This is a genomic window from Rahnella bonaserana (genome assembly GCF_019049675.1).
In the GTDB taxonomy this organism is placed as follows: Bacteria; Pseudomonadota; Gammaproteobacteria; order Enterobacterales; family Enterobacteriaceae; genus Rahnella; species Rahnella bonaserana.
The window spans coordinates 1-22,056 of record NZ_JAFMOW010000063.1; the positions used below are offsets into that span (position 1 = coordinate 1).

22 protein-coding genes are annotated in these 22,056 nt (G+C 51.1%); 2 read left to right on the forward strand and 20 right to left on the reverse strand.

Going from position 1 to position 22,056, the window contains the following annotated elements; all coding sequences use genetic code 11:
* Positions 1-387 (forward strand): flagellin (locus J1778_RS12680; RefSeq protein ID WP_274388756.1); only part of this gene is annotated, 387 nt, incomplete at its 5' end.
* Between the two features lie 201 nt (positions 388-588).
* Here the strand turns inward: J1778_RS12680 and J1778_RS12685 are convergent.
* The 20 genes from J1778_RS12685 to flgB all read right to left on the reverse strand — a co-directional run bounded on the left by J1778_RS12685 (position 589) and on the right by flgB (position 20,985).
* Entirely contained in the window at positions 589-1,968 is a 1,380-nt protein-coding gene (locus J1778_RS12685) for a methyl-accepting chemotaxis protein (protein ID WP_238484696.1), read from the reverse strand.
* Positions 1,969-2,327: 359 nt separating this feature from the next.
* Positions 2,328-2,834, reverse strand: a complete 507-nt coding sequence (gene cheW / locus J1778_RS12690; RefSeq protein WP_112287685.1) for a chemotaxis protein CheW — start codon at positions 2,832-2,834, stop codon at positions 2,328-2,330.
* Positions 2,835-2,843: 9 nt separating this feature from the next.
* Positions 2,844-4,898, reverse strand: a complete 2,055-nt coding sequence (gene cheA / locus J1778_RS12695; RefSeq protein ID WP_217173479.1) for a chemotaxis protein CheA — start codon at positions 4,896-4,898, stop codon at positions 2,844-2,846.
* 2 nt (positions 4,899-4,900) lie between these two features.
* Complete coding sequence (gene motB / locus J1778_RS12700) at positions 4,901-5,875, reverse strand: flagellar motor protein MotB (RefSeq protein WP_217173480.1); 975 nt, start codon at positions 5,873-5,875, stop codon at positions 4,901-4,903.
* Positions 5,872-6,756, reverse strand: coding sequence for a flagellar motor stator protein MotA (gene motA, locus J1778_RS12705; protein WP_217173481.1), 885 nt, complete (start codon positions 6,754-6,756; stop codon positions 5,872-5,874). The genes motB and motA overlap by 4 nt, the downstream gene beginning before the upstream one ends.
* A 128-nt stretch (positions 6,757-6,884) precedes the next feature.
* Entirely contained in the window at positions 6,885-7,448 is a 564-nt protein-coding gene (gene flhC, locus J1778_RS12710; RefSeq protein ID WP_217173482.1) for a flagellar transcriptional regulator FlhC, read from the reverse strand.
* A gap of 30 nt (positions 7,449-7,478) precedes the next feature.
* Positions 7,479-7,826, reverse strand: coding sequence for a flagellar transcriptional regulator FlhD (flhD, locus tag J1778_RS12715; protein WP_238484697.1), 348 nt, complete (start codon positions 7,824-7,826; stop codon positions 7,479-7,481).
* A 445-nt stretch (positions 7,827-8,271) separates the two neighbouring features.
* The gene (locus tag J1778_RS12720) at positions 8,272-8,994 is read right to left on the reverse strand and encodes an RNA polymerase sigma factor FliA (RefSeq protein WP_217173483.1); all 723 of its coding nucleotides are present in this window, start codon (positions 8,992-8,994) and stop codon (positions 8,272-8,274) included.
* 192 nt (positions 8,995-9,186) lie between these two features.
* Positions 9,187-10,851 (reverse strand): methyl-accepting chemotaxis protein, encoded by a 1,665-nt coding sequence (locus J1778_RS12725; protein WP_217173484.1) that lies wholly within the window; start codon positions 10,849-10,851, stop codon positions 9,187-9,189.
* Between the two features lie 71 nt (positions 10,852-10,922).
* Entirely contained in the window at positions 10,923-11,840 is a 918-nt protein-coding gene (gene flgL, locus J1778_RS12730) for a flagellar hook-associated protein FlgL (RefSeq protein WP_217173485.1), read from the reverse strand.
* A 49-nt stretch (positions 11,841-11,889) separates the two neighbouring features.
* Entirely contained in the window at positions 11,890-13,527 is a 1,638-nt protein-coding gene (flgK, locus tag J1778_RS12735) for a flagellar hook-associated protein FlgK (protein WP_217173486.1), read from the reverse strand.
* 121 nt (positions 13,528-13,648) lie between these two features.
* Complete coding sequence (gene flgJ, locus J1778_RS12740; protein WP_217173487.1) at positions 13,649-14,596, reverse strand: flagellar assembly peptidoglycan hydrolase FlgJ; 948 nt, start codon at positions 14,594-14,596, stop codon at positions 13,649-13,651.
* The gene (locus tag J1778_RS12745) at positions 14,596-15,657 is read right to left on the reverse strand and encodes a flagellar basal body P-ring protein FlgI (protein WP_238484712.1); all 1,062 of its coding nucleotides are present in this window, start codon (positions 15,655-15,657) and stop codon (positions 14,596-14,598) included. The genes flgJ and J1778_RS12745 overlap by 1 nt, the downstream gene beginning before the upstream one ends.
* A 77-nt stretch (positions 15,658-15,734) precedes the next feature.
* Entirely contained in the window at positions 15,735-16,475 is a 741-nt protein-coding gene (locus tag J1778_RS12750) for a flagellar basal body L-ring protein FlgH (RefSeq protein WP_217173488.1), read from the reverse strand.
* Positions 16,476-16,635: 160 nt separating this feature from the next.
* Positions 16,636-17,418: a flagellar basal-body rod protein FlgG gene (gene flgG / locus J1778_RS12755; RefSeq protein WP_129639238.1), complete on the reverse strand. Its 783-nt coding sequence runs from the start codon at positions 17,416-17,418 to the stop codon at positions 16,636-16,638.
* A gap of 13 nt (positions 17,419-17,431) precedes the next feature.
* A complete protein-coding gene (locus J1778_RS12760; RefSeq protein WP_217173489.1) occupies positions 17,432-18,187 on the reverse strand; it encodes a flagellar basal body rod protein FlgF in 756 nt (251 codons plus the stop codon).
* An 11-nt stretch (positions 18,188-18,198) separates the two neighbouring features.
* Positions 18,199-19,425: a flagellar hook protein FlgE gene (flgE, locus tag J1778_RS12765; protein WP_217173490.1), complete on the reverse strand. Its 1,227-nt coding sequence runs from the start codon at positions 19,423-19,425 to the stop codon at positions 18,199-18,201.
* 44 nt (positions 19,426-19,469) lie between these two features.
* Positions 19,470-20,147 carry a flagellar hook assembly protein FlgD gene (locus J1778_RS12770; protein WP_217173491.1) on the reverse strand — a complete coding sequence of 226 codons (678 nt, stop codon included), beginning with the start codon at positions 20,145-20,147 and terminating at the stop codon, positions 19,470-19,472.
* Positions 20,148-20,158: 11 nt separating this feature from the next.
* Positions 20,159-20,563, reverse strand: coding sequence for a flagellar basal body rod protein FlgC (gene flgC, locus J1778_RS12775; RefSeq protein ID WP_217173492.1), 405 nt, complete (start codon positions 20,561-20,563; stop codon positions 20,159-20,161).
* An 8-nt stretch (positions 20,564-20,571) separates the two neighbouring features.
* A complete protein-coding gene (flgB, locus tag J1778_RS12780; protein ID WP_217173493.1) occupies positions 20,572-20,985 on the reverse strand; it encodes a flagellar basal body rod protein FlgB in 414 nt (137 codons plus the stop codon).
* Between the two features lie 353 nt (positions 20,986-21,338).
* Here flgB and flgA point away from each other — a divergent pair, with 353 nt between their 5' ends.
* Positions 21,339-21,995 (forward strand): flagellar basal body P-ring formation chaperone FlgA, encoded by a 657-nt coding sequence (gene flgA / locus J1778_RS12785; protein ID WP_238484698.1) that lies wholly within the window; start codon positions 21,339-21,341, stop codon positions 21,993-21,995.
* The last annotated feature ends 61 nt before the right edge of the window (positions 21,996-22,056 follow it).

Here is a 22,056-nt window from a genome sequence, read left to right on the forward strand (position 1 = left end):
GGCGCAGATGTGGCGATCACCATGGACGCCACCTTCAGCGCAGGTTCCGGCGGCGCGGCTGATACCGTGTCCTTCTCTGCAGGCACCACCGCGACTGCCGATCAAATGGCAGGCGTTGGTCAGCTGACAGCGATTGACGATGCACTGGCACAGGTTGATGAACTGCGCTCCGGTCTGGGTGCGGTACAGAACCGTTTCGATTCTGTTATCAGCAACCTGAACAGCACCGTGAACAACCTGTCTGAATCCCGTTCACGTATCCTTGATGCTGACTTCGCATCTGAAGTGTCTAACATGAGCCGCGCGAACATCCTGCAGTCCGCAGGTGTGACCGTACTGGCACAGGCTAACCAGGTTCCGCAGAACGTACTGTCTCTGCTGCGCTAAGTCAGTTTGTAATACGTTAGTCAGTATCACATCCCCCCGGTCTTCACGGACCGGGGGGTTTTTTTATTGCCGGTATGATCAGAACAGTAAACAAGATTGATAATAAAAACATCAGCAATAAAAAAGGGCGACAGAATACTCTGCCGCCCCTTAATAATATTTCTCACTGCTTACGGAGGTTCTTTAATTAACGTTCCGGGTTCAGGCTTCGTGACGTTCTGTTTCAGTATGGAAAACCGACACCATACTTTCCAGCTCACCGGTGCGTTCATCCATCATCACCGTTATCGCCGCTGATTCTTCGACTAACGCCGCATTCTGCTGGGTCACCACATCCATCTGGTTAATGGCCACTGCCACCTGCTGAATGCCCATATTCTGTTCTTCAGACGCTTGTGTGATGTCCTGCATGATGTGGCTGACTTTACTGACGATATCAACAATATCGCCAATCGTATTTTTGGCCGAATCGACGCGCTTACTGCCCGCTTCAGTATCCTGTACCGAGTGTTCAATCAGCCCGCGGATTTCTTTGGCTGCATCGGCGCTGCGCTGGGCCAGATTACGCACTTCGGTTGCCACAACAGCAAATCCACGCCCCTGCTCACCGGCACGCGCGGCTTCCACCGCCGCGTTCAGGGCAAGAATGTTGGTCTGACTGGCAATCCCGTCGATCACTTTGATAATGTTCGAAATCTGACTGGCATGGCTGGCAATCGTGCTCATTGAGCGGACAACATCGACCATGATTTGTGAACCGCTGTCGGCCATCTGTTTCGCTTCGTTAGCAAGATGATTGGCCTCACGGGCATGCGCGGTATTATTTTCAACCGTGGTTTTGATCTCTTCCATACTGGCCGCAGTCTGTTGCAAGGCACTGGCCTGTTCTTCAGTTCGCGAAGACAAATCCTGATTGCCGTGGGCAATTTCTACCGCATTGTGGCGCAGGTTGACCGCCACCCCTTTCACACCGGAAATGATATTCACCAGCGAAGCGCGCATTTCTTCAATGCTACTGAACAGTTTGCCCATTTCATTACGGCCATAATCCGGCACCTGGCTCACCAGCTCTCCCTGACTGATTGCCGAGAAGATCGCGGAAGCCTCAGACAGGCGGCTGATCACCATGCGGGTGATATAGCGCGAAAGTGAGACATACAAAATCACAAACAACACCACGACAATGGCGATGGTTATCCATAACAGGTCATGTAAAAAATCAGCTCTCTCTTTGTACTGCGTAGTGAGCTTATCGGCTACGGTGTAATAACTGCCGGTGACGGTTTCAAGATCGGTGATCAAATTATCGGTACTATCGATAATCGCGGCACTGCCATGAATATCTTTGAAGAACGCCATATAGTTATCGGTGATCTGGCTAAACAGCGCACCTGCCTTGTCAGATAACTCCTGCGTGTAGGCGTCAGCCTTTTTCTCTTTTACCCACTGATCAATGCTGCGACGGATATCACTGTTGCTGGCATTAATGGCGTTAGCCCAACCCTCTGATACCTGTTCATTAGACAAAGACGCGGTTTTAAGAAAGAGAACATCGCCGCGCATCATCATTAACTTGTACATGGCCTGATCTAATAATTTAACCCGGCTGTTTAAGCTGGTAATATCCTGAGAATTACTGCGCGAAATATCCGATATTTTTAAACTTAATCCCGCAAGAAGGATAAACGAAAAGGCAATAATATAGAGATGGCCCTGGACCATTTTTTTAATACTAATTAATGATAACAAAATAATATTTCCTATTAAGTTTCATAACATGAATGTAATAAGCGCTTATACTTCCTGGCACAATAAAAACAGAAAGCCTGACTATTTAAGAAAGGCTCTCTTTATATAAATTAATGATTTTGAGGTTTGCAGCAGCTTCTGACAGACGGTTATCCGTTTGTCATTAAGAACCTGTCATTCACAACCGGGCATTATTCGTAGGTGGCATCCGCCATTTTTTCTACGATTTCCATTTCGTCACTGTTCAGCAGTTTTTCGATATCGACCAAGATCAGCATACGGTCATCGAGCGACCCGAGGCCCAGCAGATACTCAGTGGACAGCGTGACGGTGAAATCCGGTGCCGGTTTGATCTGATCCGCTTTCAGGGAAAGCACATCAGACACGCCATCAACGACAATGCCCACCACGCGGTTGCACAGATTCAACACAATGGTGACGGTATTATCGTTAATTTCCGCAGACTCAAGCTGGAATTTCACCCGCAGATCAATGATCGGCACAATGACGCCGCGAAGATTAGTGATCCCGACAATAAAATCAGGTGAATTGGCAATGCGTGTCGCACGATCGCAACCGCGGATCTCCTGAACTTTGAGGATCTCGATCCCGTATTCTTCATTACCTAATGTGAAGACCAGATATTCCTGATCCACATTCTTTTCGCTAAATTGTTTTTCTGTTCCGGAAAAATGCATGAAATTACCTTACGCAGTAGGGACAAGTTGATTTTTTTTGGCGGCGATCTTTTTATTCTTACTCAGCGTTAAAAGAGCAACCACGTCGAGGATCAATGCGACGCTGCCATCGCCTAATATAGTGGCGGCGGAAATACCCGGCACTTTACGGTAATTAAGCTCAAGGTTTTTCACTACCACCTGATGCTGGCCAATAAGCTGATCAACCAGCAAGGCATAGCGACAACCCGCACTTTCCAGAATGACCGCAATACCGTCACTGGCCTGGCGAATTTCACTTTCAATATTAAAGACCTGATGCAGCTCAATCAGCGGCAGATATTCGCCGCGCACTAACAGCATCTGTTCATCACCGGCCATATTGTAAAGCGCGCTTTCCGACGGTTTCAGGGACTCCATCACCGTGCCGAGCGGCAGGACATAGATCTCCTCGCCCACCCGCACGGACATCCCGTCGAGGATCGCCAGCGTCAGCGGCAGAATGATGCGGATAGTGGTGCCTTTATCCTGCTCAGAATGGATTTCGACATGGCCACCCATTGCCAGAATATTCCTGCGCACCACGTCCATCCCGACGCCACGACCCGAAACATCAGTCACTTTTTCTGCGGTGGAGAACCCGGCCGCAAAGATAAGCATCCAGATTTCTTTGTCGCTCCAGTTTTCACTGACCGCCAGTCCCTGTGAATGAGCACGCGCCAGGATCTTCTCGCGGTTCAGTCCGGCGCCATCGTCGATCACTTCAATCACAATGCTGCCGCCGTGGTGTTCAGCGGACAGGATCAGATTGCCTTTAGCCAGTTTGCCTTTCTCCAGCCGCACCTGCGCAGGTTCAATGCCGTGATCCAGACTGTTGCGCACCAGATGCGTCAGCGGATCAATAATGCGTTCGATCAGGCTTTTATCCAGCTCTGCCGATCCGCCGCGCAGCGTCAGCTCGATCTCTTTATTCAGTTTACTGCCCAGATCATGAACCAGACGCGGGAAGCGGCTGAACACATATTCCATCGGCATCATGCGGATCGACATCACCGATTCCTGCAAATCACGCGCATTGCGTTCCATTTGTCCGATGCTGCTGATGAGGGTGTCATGAAGGGTCGGATCCAGTACGCCGGAAAGCTGTGACAGCATGGCCTGCGTGATGATCAGCTCGCCGACCTGATTAATGATTTGATCCACCTTTTCTACCGCCACACGCAGACTGTTGGACTCGGCAGGTTGTGCGCGTGGTGTGGCTTTAGGCTTTGTCGCGGGTACCGGCGGCGCGGCGACTGGCTTTTCTTCCTGAGGTTTTTCTTCCACAGGTTTTATTTCCTGAGGCACTGCTGGTACGGGCACTTCAGCCTCAGCCAGGGATTTGGCGGAGCCAGGGGTGATCGTAATTTGTCCGGGTTCCAGCACAAAACAGAGTACTGCGAGAATATCGTCGGCACAGACACCGGTCTGCAACGCAACCTCGAGGGAATCTTCACCCTGCTGGTGACTCAGCACGTCGCCCAGATTAGCCAGTTCTTCCAGAAGCACGGTTTTATCTGACGCTGAAATCCCGCTCAGCCTGACGTTCAGCATCTGGCCGCTGGTTTCTGCACTGACCGGAACCGGCTGCGCTGCCGGTTGTTCAGCGGTTTGTTCCGCAGAGGGTTCTGCCGCAGACGCCGCTGGCGTGGCGGATTGTTTATCTTCCAGTGCAATTTGGCGGAGCGCTTCACAGATATAGCGGAAACTTTCCTGGTCAGGCTCTTGCGAGGATTTATACGCATCAAGCTGATCTTGCATAATATCTTTGCTCTCCAGAAACAGATTTATGATGGCGTCAGTGAGCGTCAGCTCTCCCCGTCTGGCGTCATCCAGTAAGTTTTCCATGATGTGCGTCGTTTCCTGCAGAACCGTAAATCCAAAGGTTCCTGCTCCTCCTTTTATCGAGTGAGCGGCACGAAAGATGGCATTCAGCATTTCCTTGTCGGGCGACATGAAATCCAGCTCCAGAAGGTGCCTTTCCATATCGGCCAGGAGCTCATCTGCCTCATCAAAGAAGGTTTGGTAAAAATCACTGATATCCATTTTTAATGACCTTGTCCCTGAGAAGATTGCTGTAAAGGATTGACGGTAACCGAACCGGCAGGCTCAACATCCACGCCGCCTGACATTTTTTTCAGCTCAGCTTTAATTTTCTCACTGCCCTGGTTATCGGTGACCTGCTGCATAACCGTATCCTCTTCCAGAATCGATTTTTCTTTATTCATGCTGAGAACCAGAATACTGATGCGGCGGTTTACCGGGTCATCGGGACGCAGATTTTCCAGGCTCATTCTGTCGGCAGTACCAATGACGCGCAGGAATTTGTTATCGGCCAGGCCACCGGAGACTAAGGAACGACGCGAAGCATTGGCGCGATCGGAGGAAAGCTCCCAGTTGCCATAACCGGCTTCGCCGTTGGCATAAGGCAGAGAATCCGTATGCCCGGTCAGGCTGATACGGTTGGGCAGTTCATTGAGCACCGGCACCAGCGCCTGAAGAATGCCGCGCATATAAGGCTCCGGCGTTTTACTGCCGACTTTGAACATCGGCCGTTCCTGTGTATCAATGATCTGGATAAGCAATCCGTCATCGGTCAGGGAAAGTCGCAGGTTGGACTGGAAATCGCTCAGACGAGGATCGTTGTGGATCAGGCTTTCCAGTTTTTCATGGGCGCGGCGTAAATTTTGCGCATTCTTTTGCCTGTCGAGCCGGGTGAGCGTTTGTTTGAATACCTCACCGTCCTGCTTCATGAAATCATCCCCGCCGCCGGGGATCACGCTGCTGCTCAGGCTGGTTTTATCCCCTTTCCCCATCGCCACTTTCAGCGGCATCTTGAAGTAATCCGCGATTTGTTCACGTTGCAAAGGGGTTGAGGATGACAGCAGCCACATGACCAAAAAGAAAGCCATCATGGCCGTCATAAAGTCGGCGTACGCAATTTTCCAGGAGCCACCGTGATGGCCGTGTTTATGCTTTTTGCGCTTACGGACAATGATTACCGGACCGGGGCTTTTGTTCATGATGGCGTGCTTTCCGAGCTGGCCGAAGACTTCGCTTCACGCACATGTTCTTCAAGCTCAATAAAGGTTGGACGCTCGCTGGAGAACAGCGTTTTACGACCGAACTCCACCGCAATCTGCGGCGCATAACCATTCATACTGGAGAGCAATGTCACCTTGATGCATTGCAGCATTTTGATCTGCTCCGCGCTCTTCTGGCGCAGTACGGAGGCCAGCGGCAGGACAAACCCATAAGCCAGTAAAATACCGAGGAACGTCCCCACCATGGCGTGAGCGATCAGCTCGCCCAGTTCCGCAGCCGGTCGGTCAGCGGCCGCCAGCGCATTCACCACGCCCATCACCGCGGCAACGATACCAAAGGCCGGAAACGCGTCGCCAATCACGTTCAGGCTGTTAGCCGGGACTTCATGTTCGTGCTCGCAGGTTTCGATTTCCTCATCCATCAGCGCTTCGATTTCAAACGAATTCATGCTGCCGCTTATCATCAGGCGCAGATAATCGACAACGAAATTCATCAGTGAGGCATCAGCCAGCAAACGGGGGTAAGCGGAGAAAATGGGACTGTTCTGCGGATCTTCAATATCACTTTCCAGGTTCATCATGCCGTTCTGTCTGGCTTTGGTCAGCAGCAGAAACATCATGGCCATCAGGTCCATATAAAGCGCTTTGGTATAACGTGAACTTTGTAATAAATGAGGAAACGCTTTCAGCGTGGCTTTAATAGATTTGCCATTATTCCCGACAATAAATGCACCGACACCTGCCCCCCCGATAATTAACAGTTCTGCCGGCTGATAGAGTGCACCGAGCTGTCCGCCGGTTATCACAAACCCGCCAAAAACAGTCAGAATAACAACCACGTATCCAATAATGACTAGCACATGTGCTCCTTAAATAATTCAATATCCAGATCTTACCCATGTGTTCAGTAGCCATAAAATTGACATACGGGGAGGCCGTATCACATCGTGGCGACACCAGGTTTCAACAACATTTTTAACGGCTTATTTTAATTTGCCGCAGAACTGGCCGGGTGATCCGTTGAGGAATCGGCCACTTTGCACTTTTTAATGGCGCGCGAAGGTGGACTGCATAAGCTACAGGTAAAAGGATTCTTAGAGTGTTCACTCGTGACCACAAATCCGCCACCGCAAATACAACATTCTGTATGCTCTATAATTCCACAATCGATAAACCGTAATAACGTCCATGCGCGTGTTAAACCCAATACAGGTTTTTCACCCGGAGGCGTCGGACATTGTTCCAGATATAAGCGATAGGCTTTCACCGTGGCTTCAATCGGGCGACAAGGTTCGGTTTTCTGCAAATAAAGATGGATGTTATAGAACATAGATGAATGAATATTTTGCTCCCACGCCATAAACCAGTCTTCGGAAAACGGCAACATGCCTTTCGGGGGCGGGCATCCTCTTAACTCTTTGTAAAGACGCAATAATCTTCTGCGACTTAAACTGGTTTCACTCTCCAGCATCTGCATGCGTGCACCAAAGGAAATCAGCTGCATGGCAATCTGGACTTCTTTGATTTCTTGTAAAATACTTTTTTCGCTCATAACCACATTCTCCATTAATCCATTTATCCGTTAACCTGGTGTAGGGCTGTTCTCCGAGAGTGAGTTAAGCAGATTGGTGGATAAAATGATCCCTGTATGAATTTGCTGTAAGGCTTCGATACGTGAGTCTTTCGTCAGGTTATCGATCACAATTTCGTTATCTACGCGCAGGCGGCAAATTAACTGGTTGGTGGAAGCCAGTTTTATCAGCTGCGGCAGAGAAAGTTCTTTTATTGCATCTATCGTTGCTTCAGTCAGCCCGAGGCGAAATCCTGCAGCAAACTTATCTTCTCTGATCAATTGCTGAGCCAGCAGCAGGTAAGAAAGGTTAATGTCATGAATTCTTTGAAGCTGTTCGTCAACGTTGTCTATATTCATTTTTTCGTTACTCGATCCTTTACGGATTGTCGGTGAAAGGACGTTAATTAATTCGTTGAAAATAAATAATTGAAGCTATAGGTTCAGCAATAACTACCACATAAGAAGTAGTAACCTGTTGATTATTTTTACCATTACAACGGCTTTGTCATAAAGACAAATAATGACATTTCCCCGGTCAGACCCCGCATGCAACAGGCAACATAAGAGTTGTCGCTGACAAATAGAGACTCTCCATCTTACCTCATATTTCAAAGTAAAAATGGCGTTGGAAATCATTATTTGAATAATAACGATAATGACCTAAAAGCTCAACGCTTCAGAGCGAAAACCTCACTAAGAATTACTTTATCCTTGATATAAACCCCTATTTATTCGCTATACGATAAAAATTTACAAACGCCCTACATAATATTTAAACCGAGTAGGAAAATTCCTACACACTTTATTTAACAGCATCCATTCTGGCGCGAATTCGTTTGATTGCCTGACTGTGTAACTGGCTAACCCTTGTTTCCGTGATACCCAAAATAATGCCCACTTCCTTCATGTTCAGTTCCTGCTGATAATACAAATTCAACAAAACCTGCTCACGTTGCGGAAGTTCTTTAATCACCTGACTCACTTGTTTCGCCAGCTTGCCTTTCATTAATTCATGTAATGGGTTGAGCATCTCATGCTGTGCGCCCGGTTGCTCAACATCACTGACGGATTCTTCCTGTAATTCTTCCAGGGAATAGAACTGGCTGCTGTTAGTATCCACTAACATTTGCTGGTATTCTTCCAGCGAAATGCCCATGTAGGCTGCCACTTCCGCCTCTGCGGCGATACCGCCGGTCTGCTGCTCAATGTCCCTGATGGCAGCAGAAATTTCTCTGGCATTGGTGCGCACACGCCGGGGAACCCAGTCGCGATCGCGAAGTTCATCTATCATCGCCCAGCGCACACGTTGGGTGACATAGGTACTCATGCCGATCCCTTTCTTAGGGTCGAACTGGTCAATGGCGGTCAGCATCCCGATTGCGCCAGCCTGAATGAGGTCATCCAGCTCTACGCAAGGGGGTAATCTGGCCTGTAACCGTAGTGCTTCGTGACGAACTAAATAACGGTATTTCAACCACAACTCGTCCTTTTGCACCACTCCATCATGGGTGTAAATACCATTCACAATTACGATATCCGGCGTATAAAAGGGATAACAATTATTAAGGAATAATCTGAAATCATATAGCCTGATAAGACCGAATTATATTGCGCAATCCGGCTCTTAAAATTCAATCATCCGCCTGTAATCATCACGCTGTGAATTATCACCACCGATATTTGTAAATTAATTAAAATTATAACCGCTGAGATTGATTTAAAACGTTTCCCACTCTTCTTCCTGCAACACCGGATTTATTTTTGGTGTGACTTTTTTTCCGGGGATGCTGGCCGTAAAAGTGGCTCCCTGTATTTTTTGATCTCCGTCAAGGGTAACGTCCTTCTCATTAAGAGAAAATTTATCGACGATTTTTTCCAGGGATTCGGTTTGTGCTTCCAGATTACTGGAAGCCAGCGCGGCTTCTTCTACCATCGACGCGTTCTGCTGAGTGACAAGATCCATTTCATTGACGGCCTGGGCAATCTGATTAATCCCGACACTTTGCTCATCCGAGGCTGACGCTATTTCACCCATAATATCGGTGACCTGGGTGACTGAATTAACAATTTCCTTCATCACCCTTCCGGCCTGTTCCACCTGCTGAGAACCGGTGCTCATATTATTGACACAGGTGGTGATCAGCTGGCTGATTTCTTTTGCCGCATCCGCACTGCGTTTTGCCAGATTGCGAACTTCACCCGCCACCACGGCAAAACCACGTCCCTGCTCTCCGGCTCTGGCCGCCTCAACAGCGGCATTCAGCGCCAGGATATTGGTCTGGCTGGCAATGCTGTCGATGACATAGTTGATGTCAGCAATCTGACGGGAACTTTTGGTGATCTCCTGCATGATACCGTCAAGGTCAGACACCACGTTGCCGCCTTTCTGCGCATTACTGCTCGCGCCCTCGGCAAGCTGACGCGCGGTGTGGGCATTGTCGGCATTATGACGCACGGTGGTTTTCAGCTCTTCCATGCTGGCCGCCGTTTCCTGCAACGCCGACGCCTGTTCTTCAGTTCGTGACGAAAGATTGTTATTACCTTGCGCAATTTCCCGGGCATTCAGGTAAATCTGTTTCACGCCGTACTGCACGCCGGAAACGGTTTCCGTCAGGGAAACGCGCATACTTTCCAGTTCTGCCAGCATCAGCCCCAGTTCATTCGGATTGCCGGTTTCAATTTTCTGACTCAGATCACCGCTGGCAATCATTCTGATCGAACGGGAGGTTTGTTCCATCCGCAACACCAGCGCATGGCGCACCCAGATACGGTTTGTCACTGTCACGGCAACCGATATCAGCAGGACAATGACCGCCATGATGATCATGTTGTGATAATCGCGTTCAGCGTTCCCGATATATCCCTGATTCTGCTCTGCGGAAAGCGCAGCATAGGTGTCGATTTTATCCCGCAGCGACATCCGCTCACTCCATTCCTGATCCAGCGCGTCAGGTAACTGAGCCGGGTCAGCGATGAAGCGCATTTTATCCCGCGACAGGCTGAGCACCTTTTCAAATTGTTTGCTCAGATCACCGGCGGCCTGTTTTTCCTCTTCTGAATTAAAAGGCGTCGCCATGAAAGCTTTCATATTGGTTTCCGCCTGGGCGAAAATCCCCTTCACCGTGGTGATGGCATCAGGGTTTACCGGACGGTTAAGACTGGTTTCCAGCATCAGGGCGTTCACATGCGCCAGGCCGCCGTTGAGATTAAAGACGGCATGTTGCATCTCAGTGGTGTTGTCCACAGAAGTGGCCATGCGGGCGAAATTATTTTTCGCTGACATCGCATTCATCAGACTGAGTGCGGCGATCACCACAATAAACAGCGCCAGGGTTGCGATAATCCCGGTAATGCCTGTCGATATCTTTAATCCTTTAAACATAATGACCCTCATACGACATCGTAATAATGGAGTGATCGCGCGGAGGCAGCCGCCTTCAGTCATGCACTGATTTACATGTTAAAAATATTCATCTTCTGCATGGTCTGGAAAACCATCATTGATGCATTCAGGGTAAATTCTGCCATTTTTGACTGATTCACCAGCGTGATAAACGTGGAATAATCAGACCCGACAGTCTCTTGCAGGCTGCTTTCCACATTGATTTGCTGAACCATCGACGTGGCGTTCAGGGCATCAATTTGCTGAAGGTTGGTGCCGACTTCTGCCTGAACGCGACCCAGATTATCAATGCCTTTTTTGATGGAAACGTTCACGCTATCCAGGGTCTTTTGCAGGGCTTCGCGTCCCGCGTCATCGGTAACCGGAGTGTTAAGTGCGGCAATCGCGCTGTCGAGCTGGGCAAACAGGTCGTCCGGCGTTCCGCTCATGAACACGTCGCTGCCGGTGTGCCCGACCTGCATTTCCGTGCTGTCCGCCACAATCTGCGTCATAGCTGTGTTGCCGCCGATGTAGGTACCGTCTTTTTGGAATGGTGCCGTGCCGGTGTTATAACCGGCGAAGACGTAACGCCCATTGCTGTTTTTGGCATTGCCAATATCCAGCATACTGTCGCGGATCCCCTGCAATTCCGTCGCCACCGCCTGACGGTCTGCATCAGACATCGTGCCATTACCGGCGGCTACGATTTTTTCACTCAGGTTCTTGGTCAGAATATTACTTAGCGAGTTAAGGGTATTGTCTTCAAAGTTGAGTGCATCCTTTGCAAAACCACGGGCCGTATCAAACTGCTTCATATTCGCCAGAGAGTTCTGGTACATGATGGCCTGCGCCGCGCCTGACGGGTCGTCAGAGGGGGTCAGCAACTTCTGACCTGCTGATAACCGCATGCTGATATCGTTGGCGGTATTCATCGAACTGGAAAGGCTGTTGATATTGTTTTGAAACATATATTGAGTGCTAAGGCGCATCACAATCATCCTTAATAGCGTGCCACGCTGGCCGTGACACATTTACGGGTTAGCGGAGACTCAGCAGAGTGTCAAAGAGCGTGTTAGCGGCCTGCAACACTTGTGCATTGGCCTGATAATACTGGGTGTACATCTGGAATTTGACGGTCTCTTCCGTCAGATCCACGCCGGAAACCGACTGCTTCTCGAATTCGATGGCGGCGGCGGCTTTGGACGTGGTTTCGTTATCTGCCTCAAGTGCCTTCATGGAAGAACCGACGGAGCTGACCAGGCTGGAATAGGCTTCCGTGAGCGTGCCGTTGCCAATCAGGGTTTCGGTCTTGATCGCCAGCATGTCCTTGATGTTTTCGTTATTACTCTCTTCGCCTTTTACACTCGACGCCGCGATCTGGTCGCCTTTGGTTATCGCCACGCTGATCTTTCCGGCCGCCCCTGCTGTCGGGTTCATCACGAAACTGTCGCCAGCCTGAGGAGTCCCCTGCGGTTTGATGGAAACGCCGTCAAACTCCAGCTCGCCGTTAGTGCCCACCGTCGGATTGATGGTTCTGCCATCTGCCGTGGTCACTTCCCAGTCGGTATCGTTCGGGCCTTTGAAGGTTAAGGTGTAATCCTCTGACTTCACTTTGCTGATGTCGGAGAAGGACACGTCCAGCGAGCTGTCGCCGGTATTTCCACTGTTTGCCAGCGCGGTCGGGTCAGCAATATTGAAAATGTCACCGCCCGGATTACCGTCGAGATCGAAACCTGCGGCATTGACTTCGTTGAAGCGGTTGGCCATTTGCAAGGCCAGCTGGTTCAGCTGGTTACGGGCATCAACCAGATCTTCATTGCGGAATTTGAATAATCCACCCAGTTTGCCGCCGCTCATTTTGTCTTCATCAAGCAGCATTTTGTTGCCTGAAGCATCGACGTAAGCCACGACGGTTTTGGAAGGATCCTCGTCAGAAGCAAACGCTTCCAGCTGATAAGAGCGGTCACCGTTCACCAGCGGCATACCGTTTGACAGCGTGACATCCACGCGGCCAGTGGTGGTATTTTCGTTGACCTTGATACCCACCTGAGTGCTCAGACGCTCTAATAAGGCGTCGCGCTGATCGAGCAAATCCGCCGGAAGATCGCCGGTACGTCCGTGGATCCTGGCAATTTCTTCATTCAGTTTCGCGAGCTGTTTGGCATCCGCGTTAATGTCAGAAACACTTTGGGAAATTTGGGTATTGGTGCTTTTTTCCAGCCCGTTGAGGGTATTGCTCTGGGTATTGAACTGGTAAGAAATCGCCTTGAACTGGGATAAAGCGCCCTGACGCGCAGCCTGACTGACCGGATCGGCGCTTATTTCCTCAAGCGATTTGAAGATGCTGTTCAGGGATGTGGAGATGTTGCTGGTATCGTCGCCCAGCATATTATTAATCTGTGTCAGTTGCTGATAACGCCCGACCTGGCTTGATGATTCTGTGTAAGCGCCGCGAAGCTGGTTATTCACAAATCCGTTATAGGCGCGCTGAACGCCATTCACCTGAACCCCATAACCGAAGAAGCCGGAACCGGTGGTTCTGCCGCCCGCTTCCCCCAGAATAATGCTCTGTCGGCTATATCCCGGCGTCATGCCATTGGTCAGATTGTTACCCACGACATTCATCGCGGCTTGTGCCGAGCTAAGTCCGCTCTGAGCCAGATTATAAAGATTCATAAATCACCAACATTGTGTTCTTGGCTAAAGTTGTTAGCGCCTTTGTCCAGAATTATTCTCTAGGAAAATTCGCACCTGTTTAATCTATCGGTACTTCGAAAATAAACTAAAACGCCGGAGGCTAAAAAATTGAAGAAAGATCGGTTTTATAGGCATTCACCCCCTGACTGATATTTCCCTTCACCTGATTAATGATGTTGATCAATTTTTTCGCATACGCAGGATCGGTGGCATATCCGCCTGACTGAAGGGCGTGCGCAGCCCTTTCAGGTGATCCTGAACGCGCAACATTTTGATAACGTGGGTTATTAGTCAGCAGAGACGTGTAATCGGCCAGCGCTTCGGAATAAGACGGATATACCCGGAATGCGGCTTTTACTTTTTGCGCGACACCATTAACAAACTCGGTGGTGGTTATTTCTGTCGATTCACCTTTCCAGTCCGGCGTGGCTTTTATTCCGAATAAGTTATGACTTGGTTTACCATTTGTTGTGGTGATTTCTTTATTTCCCCAGCCTGACTCCAGCGCCGCCTGGGCAATAATCAGCTGATGGGGAATACCACTTTTCTTCGCCGCCGCTATTGCGGGTTCAAGCATCCGGGAAATAAAGTGGCTGTTTTTCTCTGTTCCCCGGGAATATTGCGCCGCGCTCAGGCTTTCAGATGTTGTCTGTTCAGACCGGCTCAGCGGCACGCGGGACGCATACCCGCCGCCGTTGAGCACATAAGGTGCCGGAGCAACACCGGGCGTATTCGTCACCGGCGTCACTTCTCCCCCCATTTGCCTGACCATCAGATCGGCAAACCCCATTTTGCTTTGCGAGGCAATGTCCTGAGAGATCTGCTGGTCATACATCGAAGTGAACATGTCCGACTGCTGGCTGTTCAGCAGGCCATCCTTAAAAGAGGCATCGCGCATACTTTTAAGCATCATCTGGATAAACATGCCTTCCATCTGCTTAGCCGCCGCTTTGATCCCTTCCTGCGAATTACTTTTCACTTCGCGCTTCAGGGCATCAAGGCCGCGGACATCAAACGCCGCACCGGAAGTCAGCGGTGAGCTGCTCATCAGTTGGTCTCCAGTTTGGCGCGCAGACAACCGGCACTTTTCATCGACTGCAAAATCGACATCAGATCGTTAGGCGTCGCGCCCAGACTGTTCAGCGCACGGACCACATTATTGAGATCAGCACTGGTGTTCACCCGTTGCAGCGAACCATTTTGCTCACGTACGGAGATCTGCGTATTCGGTGTCACCACGGTCTGACCGCCACCGAAAGGCGTATCCGGCTGACTGACCTGATTGCTGCGCGACACTTCGACGGTCAGATCACCCTGTGCCACCGCACAAGCGTCCAGCGTCACGTGACGGTTCATCACCACCGAACCGGTGCGGGAGTTGACGATCACTTTGGCATCCATAATGCCGATACGGATCGGGATGTTCTGCACATCGGCCAGGAAGCGCACTTTGGCGGCACTGCCGGACGGGGCAAACAACTTCACGGTGCGCGAGTCTTCCGCGACGGCGGTTGAACCCCCGAAACGACGGTTAATCTCATCGCTGATCTGCTGGGCCACGGTGAAATCATCATCGTTAAGTTGCAGACGCAGCGTATTTTCCTGAGCAAAACTGGCCGGCACTTCACGTTCCACGGTAGCGCCGCCGCTGATGCGCGCGCCGTTAAGCTGATTGGTCTGCACACGGCTGCCACCGCTTTGCGCCCCCGCACCGGAGACCAGTAAATTCCCCTGCGCCAGCGCATAAATTTGGTTATCCACACCTTTGAGCGGCGTCATTAATAATGTGCCGCCGCGCAGGCTTTTCGCGTTACCCAGCGAAGACACCACCACGTCGATTTTCTCGCCCGGACGTGCGAAGGGAGGCAAATCAGTGGTCACCATGACCGCCGCCACATTTTTCAGCTGCATGTTGGTGCCTGCGGGCACCGTTATCCCCAGCTGGGACAACATGTTGCTCAGGCTTTGCGTGGTGAAAGGCGTTTGCATGGTCTGGTCGCCGGTGCCGTCAAGGCCGACCACCAGCCCGTAACCCATCAGGGAATTGCTGCGAATGCCCTGAATCGATGTTAAATCGCGAATACGCTCTGCCTGTACATTCTGCGGCATGATGAAAATCAGGCCACAGAACAAGGTCAAGCACAGCGAGAGAAATGAAGTTTTCATGAACTGTCGTCTGTTAACCATTAATAAGGGGATAAATTCAGGAACAGACGCTGCAACCAGCCCATCTGTTGCGCTTCGTTGATGTAGCCGTTACCGACGTATTCGATGCGGGCGTCCGCCACCTGAGTGGAGATAACGGTGTTACTGCTGCTGATGGTTCGCGGGTTAACCACACCGGAAAAACGGATGAACTCGGTTCCCTGATTAATGGCGATTTGTTTCTCGCCCACGACTTTCAGGTTGCCGTTTTCCAGCAGTTGCTGAACGGTGACGGTGATGGTGCCGCTGAAGGTATTTTTCGCCGCAGCGCCACCTTTGCCGGAGAAATCATTTTTGCCACTGATCGAGGTCGCCGCGCGGTCACCGCCCAGTAAACCGGCCAGCATACCCGGCACCGCATCAACAGAAAGATCGGTGGATCCGCCACGGTTGGCATTGGCCGAAGAACTTTTGCTGGCGCTGACATTTTCCTGCAGCACAATGGTCAGCGTATCACCCACGTTGCGGGGTCTGCGGTCTTCAAACATCGGCTGATAGCCGTAGCTCATCGCCTGCCCGGTTTGAAATACAGACCCGTTAGCGGTAGTGGTAGCCGCCGCCGCCGGACTGGCGGTCGTGACGCCATCGACTAAAGGTTTGTGAGGAAGATAGGCGCATCCCGTCAAAAGAAACGTCAGCGCACCGGCGGCGATCAGCTGGCTGGCGGCACGCGTGCGGATCGGAAACTGTACGGGGTACAGAGAAGAAAGCTGGTTTTTCATGTCATCCACTACAGGCTTAAGCAGCCATAAAGCGGCCCCCGTCTGCAGGACAGAGGCCGGGCGTATGGGTGCTTTGAGGCTTCTAAATACGATTAAGGTTTAAAAACGATTCAGGCTTAAACAGGATCCAGGTTTAAACAGGATCCAGGTCTAAACAGGATTAAAGTTGTGTCAGGCGTTGCAACATCTGGTCGGACGTTGAAACGGCTTTACTGTTAATTTCGTAGGCACGCTGAGTCTGGATCATATTGACCAGCTCTTCCGCCACGTTAACGTTTGAGGTTTCGACATAGCCCTGTTTCAGGGTGCCGCCACCGTTCAGACCGGGCGTTGTTTCATTCGGCGCGCCGGAAGCCTGAGTTTCGCGGTAAAGGTTTTCACCGATGCTTTCCAGACCGGAATCATTGATGAATGTGCTTAACGTCAGCTGCCCGACCTGTTGCGGCGCAGTCTGTCCCGGTACGGTGACGCTCACGATGCCGTCGTTGCCGACGGTCAGGGTGTCAGCATCTTGCGGAATGGTGATCGCAGGCTGAACCTGATACCCGCTGGCGGTCACCAGCTGCCCATTCTGATCAAATTGGAATGACCCGTCGCGGCTGTAACCGGTGGTGCCATCGGGCAGCAACACCTGGAAGAACCCGTGACCTTCGATCGCCAGATCCTTACTGTTATTGGTTTGCGTCAGGCTGCCCTGGCTGTGAATACGCTCGGTCGCCACAGGACGAACACCGGTACCCAGCTGCAAACCGGAAGGAATGGTGGTCTGCTCGGAAGACTGAGCACCGGGCTGGCGCAGGGTCTGATAAAGCAAGTCTTCAAACACCGCACGCTGGCGTTTGAAACCGTTGGTGCTCACGTTTGCCAGGTTGTTGGAGATGACATCCATGTTGGTCTGTTGTGCTTCAAGACCTGTTTTGGCAATCCATAAAGAACGGATCATGCTGAATTTCCTCTTAGCCCATGCTCAGTAGCTGGTTAGCTTTCTTTTCGTTGTCATCCACTGCACTGATGACTTTCATGTTCATATCAAAGCCGCGCGCGGTCGCAATCATGTCCACCATCGATTTGGCGGGATTGACGTTGCTGCTTTCCAGCGCGCCCGGGATCAGCTGTAAATCAGGATCCGCAGGTAACTGGTTCAGCCCGGCGTTTGGCGATTGTGGAGAGATATGGAACAATCCGTCATCGCCGTGCGTCAGATCCTGAAGGGGTGAATTCACCATCTTCAGCCTGCCCACCTGCGCCAGCGCGGTCGGCTCGTCACCGGCACCCAGTGCGGTGATTGTCCCGTCCGGCGCAATGGTCAGTTCAGACTGCGGTGGCACGTTAATCTGGCCACCGTCGCCGAGAACCGGCATTCCTCTGATGCTCAGCAGACCTTCGCTGTCGACGGCAATATTGCCCGCGCGGGTGTAAGCCTCAGTGCCGTCCGGCAATGCAACGGCCAGCCAGCCATTTTGTGGCAGAGCAACGTCGAGATTGCGTCCGGTCTGGTTGATGGCGCCCATCGAATCGTCGTGGTAAGGCGTGGATTCCGTCACCAGCGTACGGGTGGCGACGGACGGACCATTTACCGGCACCGCGCGGAAAGCCGCGAGCTGTGCCCGAAATCCGGTCGTGGTGGCATTCGCCAGGTTGTTTGACGTGACGGCCTGACGGTTGAGGGCGGCATTTGCCGCGCCCATGGCGGTATATATTGCGCGATCCATAGCAGCAGCCTTTAGCCCAGATTAGCCAGAATCTGAAGGAGTTCAGACTGGGTTTTGATGGTCTGCGAGTTGGACTGATAGTTGCGCTGATAGACGATCATGTTGACCATCTCTTTGCTCAGATCCACGTTGGAAGACTCAAGCTTGTTACCCAGCAGGTTCCCCAGATTCCCGGTTCCCGCCACGCCGGTAGAAGGCTGACCAGATTCCGGCGTCTCAGCCCAGGTGTTGTCGCCTTTGGACGTCAGCCCACCCGGATTGGTGAAGTTAGACAGCACCACCTGACCAATCAGCTGAGACTGACCGTTGCTGTAGCTGGCAATCACCTGACCGTTGTCACCGACCATATAGCCGTTCATCAGACCCGGCGCGTAACCGGTGGTGGTCGGGCTGCCCATGTCCGTATCCGATGCCTGCTGGGTCATACCGTCCATATCCAGATCGAAATTCAGCGGTGCGCCGCCGTTATAGCCGGCACCCTGAATGCTTAATTTCGCCGGATTGGTGGTCAGCTGACCTGCGGTATCGAAAGACAATTCCAGTTCCTGATAAACAGGATCACCCTGGTCATTCAGATTTGGCGAGGTGGTATCACTGGAATAGGCTTTCCATTGGTTATCACCGGTTTTCACGTAATACACGTTGATGGTGTGCTTGTTACCCAGACTGTCGTAGGCATCCATCTGGGTGACGGAGTTGTAGCTTTTATTATCCGCAGGATCGAACGGGTTCGCGGTCTGATCGATGACATCGCTGCCCGAATTCAGGTTACCTTTCAGGGTACCGGCGTCAGAAGCACGCGCTGGCATCTGACCATTTGGGATCTGAATCGGGCCGACGGCCGCACCCGGCTGAATGGTTGGCGGGTTTCCGGTCGCCTGATAACCGGTCAGGAACATGCCCTGGTTGTTGACGATATAGCCGTTTTCGTCCTGTTTGAATTGTCCGTTGCGGCTATAGAAAATGCTGCCGGCTTCACTGGCCAGACGGAAGAAACCATTTCCCTGGATACCCATATCCAGATCACTGTTGCCCATCCCGAGTACGCCATCACTGAAGTTCTGGTTAACAGAGGAAACCTGTACACCCATACCGATTTGAGAACCGGCAAAAACATCAGCAAACGCAATGGAGCCGGATTTGAAGCCCACGGTCTGGGAGTTTGCAATGTTATTACCGACCACATCGAGGGCTTGTGAAGCTGCGGTTAACCCGCTAAGACCTTGTGAAAAACTCATTGTTATTCTTCCTGAACACTAATAAATGAAATATGAAGACCTGATCATTCAATCAAATACACTTTGCCAATCGGCGCGGTTCCATCCAGCCCCAGCTGGAGCTGAGCGCCGCCATTGGTGAAGGACACGCTTTCAACGGTGCCTTTTTTCAGTGACGTGACTTTTGGCACACTGCCGTTTTCGTTAGAGGCGGTGAAAGTCACCTTAAAGACGCTGGTCTCGTCAACGGTCGGATCGGAGGGCTTAAAGTTCTCCAGATCGTCGAGTGAATATTTATTGGGACCGGCTTTTGCCCCTTTCACATCCGCGGTGTAGGCGTTGCCCTGCTCATCCGTCAGGGTGACCGTCACTTTGTCGGCGTCCGAATCGAGGCTGAAGCCGAAATCTTTATTCCCGCCTTCTTTGTTGGAAACGGTCGAGTCACCTTCGATATACACGGTGCGTCCGACCCATTGCGCGGCGTTCATTTGCTGCATACTGTTAACGATCAGGCCCACGTCACCCAGGGTGCTGTTGAGCTTCTCGACGCCTGCGGCGGTGTTAAATTGCGCCAGCTGAGAGGTCAGCTGGTTGTTATCCATCGGATTAGTGGGATCCTGGTTTTGCATCTGCGCCACCAGAAGTTCCATGAAACTCTGCGACAGGTCAGCCGCGCTGCTGCCCGTGCCTGTCGACGTCGGGGAGGAAGATGAACCACTATTCATTACGGGTGAAACAGCCATGGAGTCGTCCCTTATTGGCCCAGCGTTAATGTTTTCAACATCATCGATTTGGCCGTGTTCATCACTTCAACATTGGCCTGATAACTGCGGGAGGCTGAAATAGTGTTCACCATTTCATTCACCACATTGACATTGGGCATACGCACATAACCCCTGGCGTCCGCCAGCGGATTTGACGGCTCATACACCAGACGATCCGGCTCATTACTTTCCACCACATCGCTGACGCGAACGCCGCCAATTTCCTGACCCGGCGCACTGTTCACCTGAAATACCACCTGTCGGGCGCGATAAGGCTGACCATCCGGTCCGACGACGCTGTCGGCATTGGCCATATTGCTGGCGCTGACGTTCAGACGTTTAGACTGGGCCGCCATGGCGGATCCTGAAATATCAAAAATACTCATCGTAGACATGACAATAATTAACCCTGGCCAATGACACTCATCATGCCTTTAATTTGCCCACCCAAAACGGTCAGGCTGGTCTGATATTTCATGTTGTTATCAGCAAAGCTGATACGCTCACGATCCATATCAACAGTATTTCCGTCAGCACTTGGCTGATCGGGAATACGATAAAGCAGCTGACCGTTATCCATTGCCGGCGCCACAGCGGGAATATGTGATCCTGACGTTAATGACAAGGTCAGAGGACCTTGTGGCGGCGTATTTCTTTCCACTGCACTTTTTAACTGTTCAGAGAAATCAATATCCCTGGCTAAATATCCCGGCGTATCTGCATTAGCAATGTTTGAAGCCAATATATTCTGACGTTGAGTCAGTAAGCCCAGCGCTTCCTGCTGGAAACGTAGCGCATTATCGAGTTTATCAAGCATGAAGAAACAACCCTCTGCCTTATGAAAATTAACTCATACATTCTATTGGCGAATGGTTCAATTTTATACTGTGATGATTCGACAAAAATAAGCGCATTTAGCGGGATGGATTTTTCGTGCTTATTTACACAAAGCAATCCCTTAAATTAGCCTCAGAAATTCGTGCATTTAACACGTTAATAAACTCAATTTCTGGCTTATACTTTGAGCCGTTAAAAGTTGTTGGAAAAGGGATTCACCCTGCGTTATATAATATAAGGTCAGTGCAAATCATGTTTTCCTCCCGACCGTTTTTGTTTTTACCCCGCCCTTTTTATACAGCGGCAATCCCAGTATTAAGTCTTATATTTTGTTTGCTTTCTTTTGATGCTATTGCCGCAACGCTTTCTGCTGAGACGCTTAAAACACAGATCACTGCGCTGGTGAACAGCCACAATGAAAGGCCTGCGGACAGCGCCATTATTCGCAGCATAAAGATCCTGACGCCCGCTGAACAACTGACTTCTCTTTGCGCCACGCCGGAATTATCCATAGCAGGAAACAACCGGCGTCTGACCGGCAATAAAAGCATCATTGCGCAGTGCGGGAACAAACGTAAATTTATCCAGATTTCGGTACAGGCGCAGGGTACCTGGTGGACGGCGCGTCACGGAATTAAACCCGGCAGCGTGATTGAGGCGAATGATATTGAGCCGCGCACCGGCTCGCTGGACAGACTTCCCGCCGGGCTTATTTTTGACCGGGAGAACATTGTCGGCCAGACCGCCACGCGCACTATCAATAAAGGGCAGGCCGTCGTCGAAAATCAGCTACGCAAAGGCTGGTCCGTGGTTTCAGGACAGGAAGTGGACGTATTAGCCACCGGTGAAGGGTTTCAGATCCGCATAAAAGCCAAAGCGCTGGACAGCGCAGCAGCAGGCCAGCCGGTGAGACTGAGCACCCGTTCAGGGCAGATTGTGACCGGCATGGTCGCCCCGGACGGAAAAGTGCATATTAATTTAAAAGAATAGCTTTAGTTATTTTGGCAGCCACCGATATTTTAAATATACCGTGAGGTCACCAGAACAACGA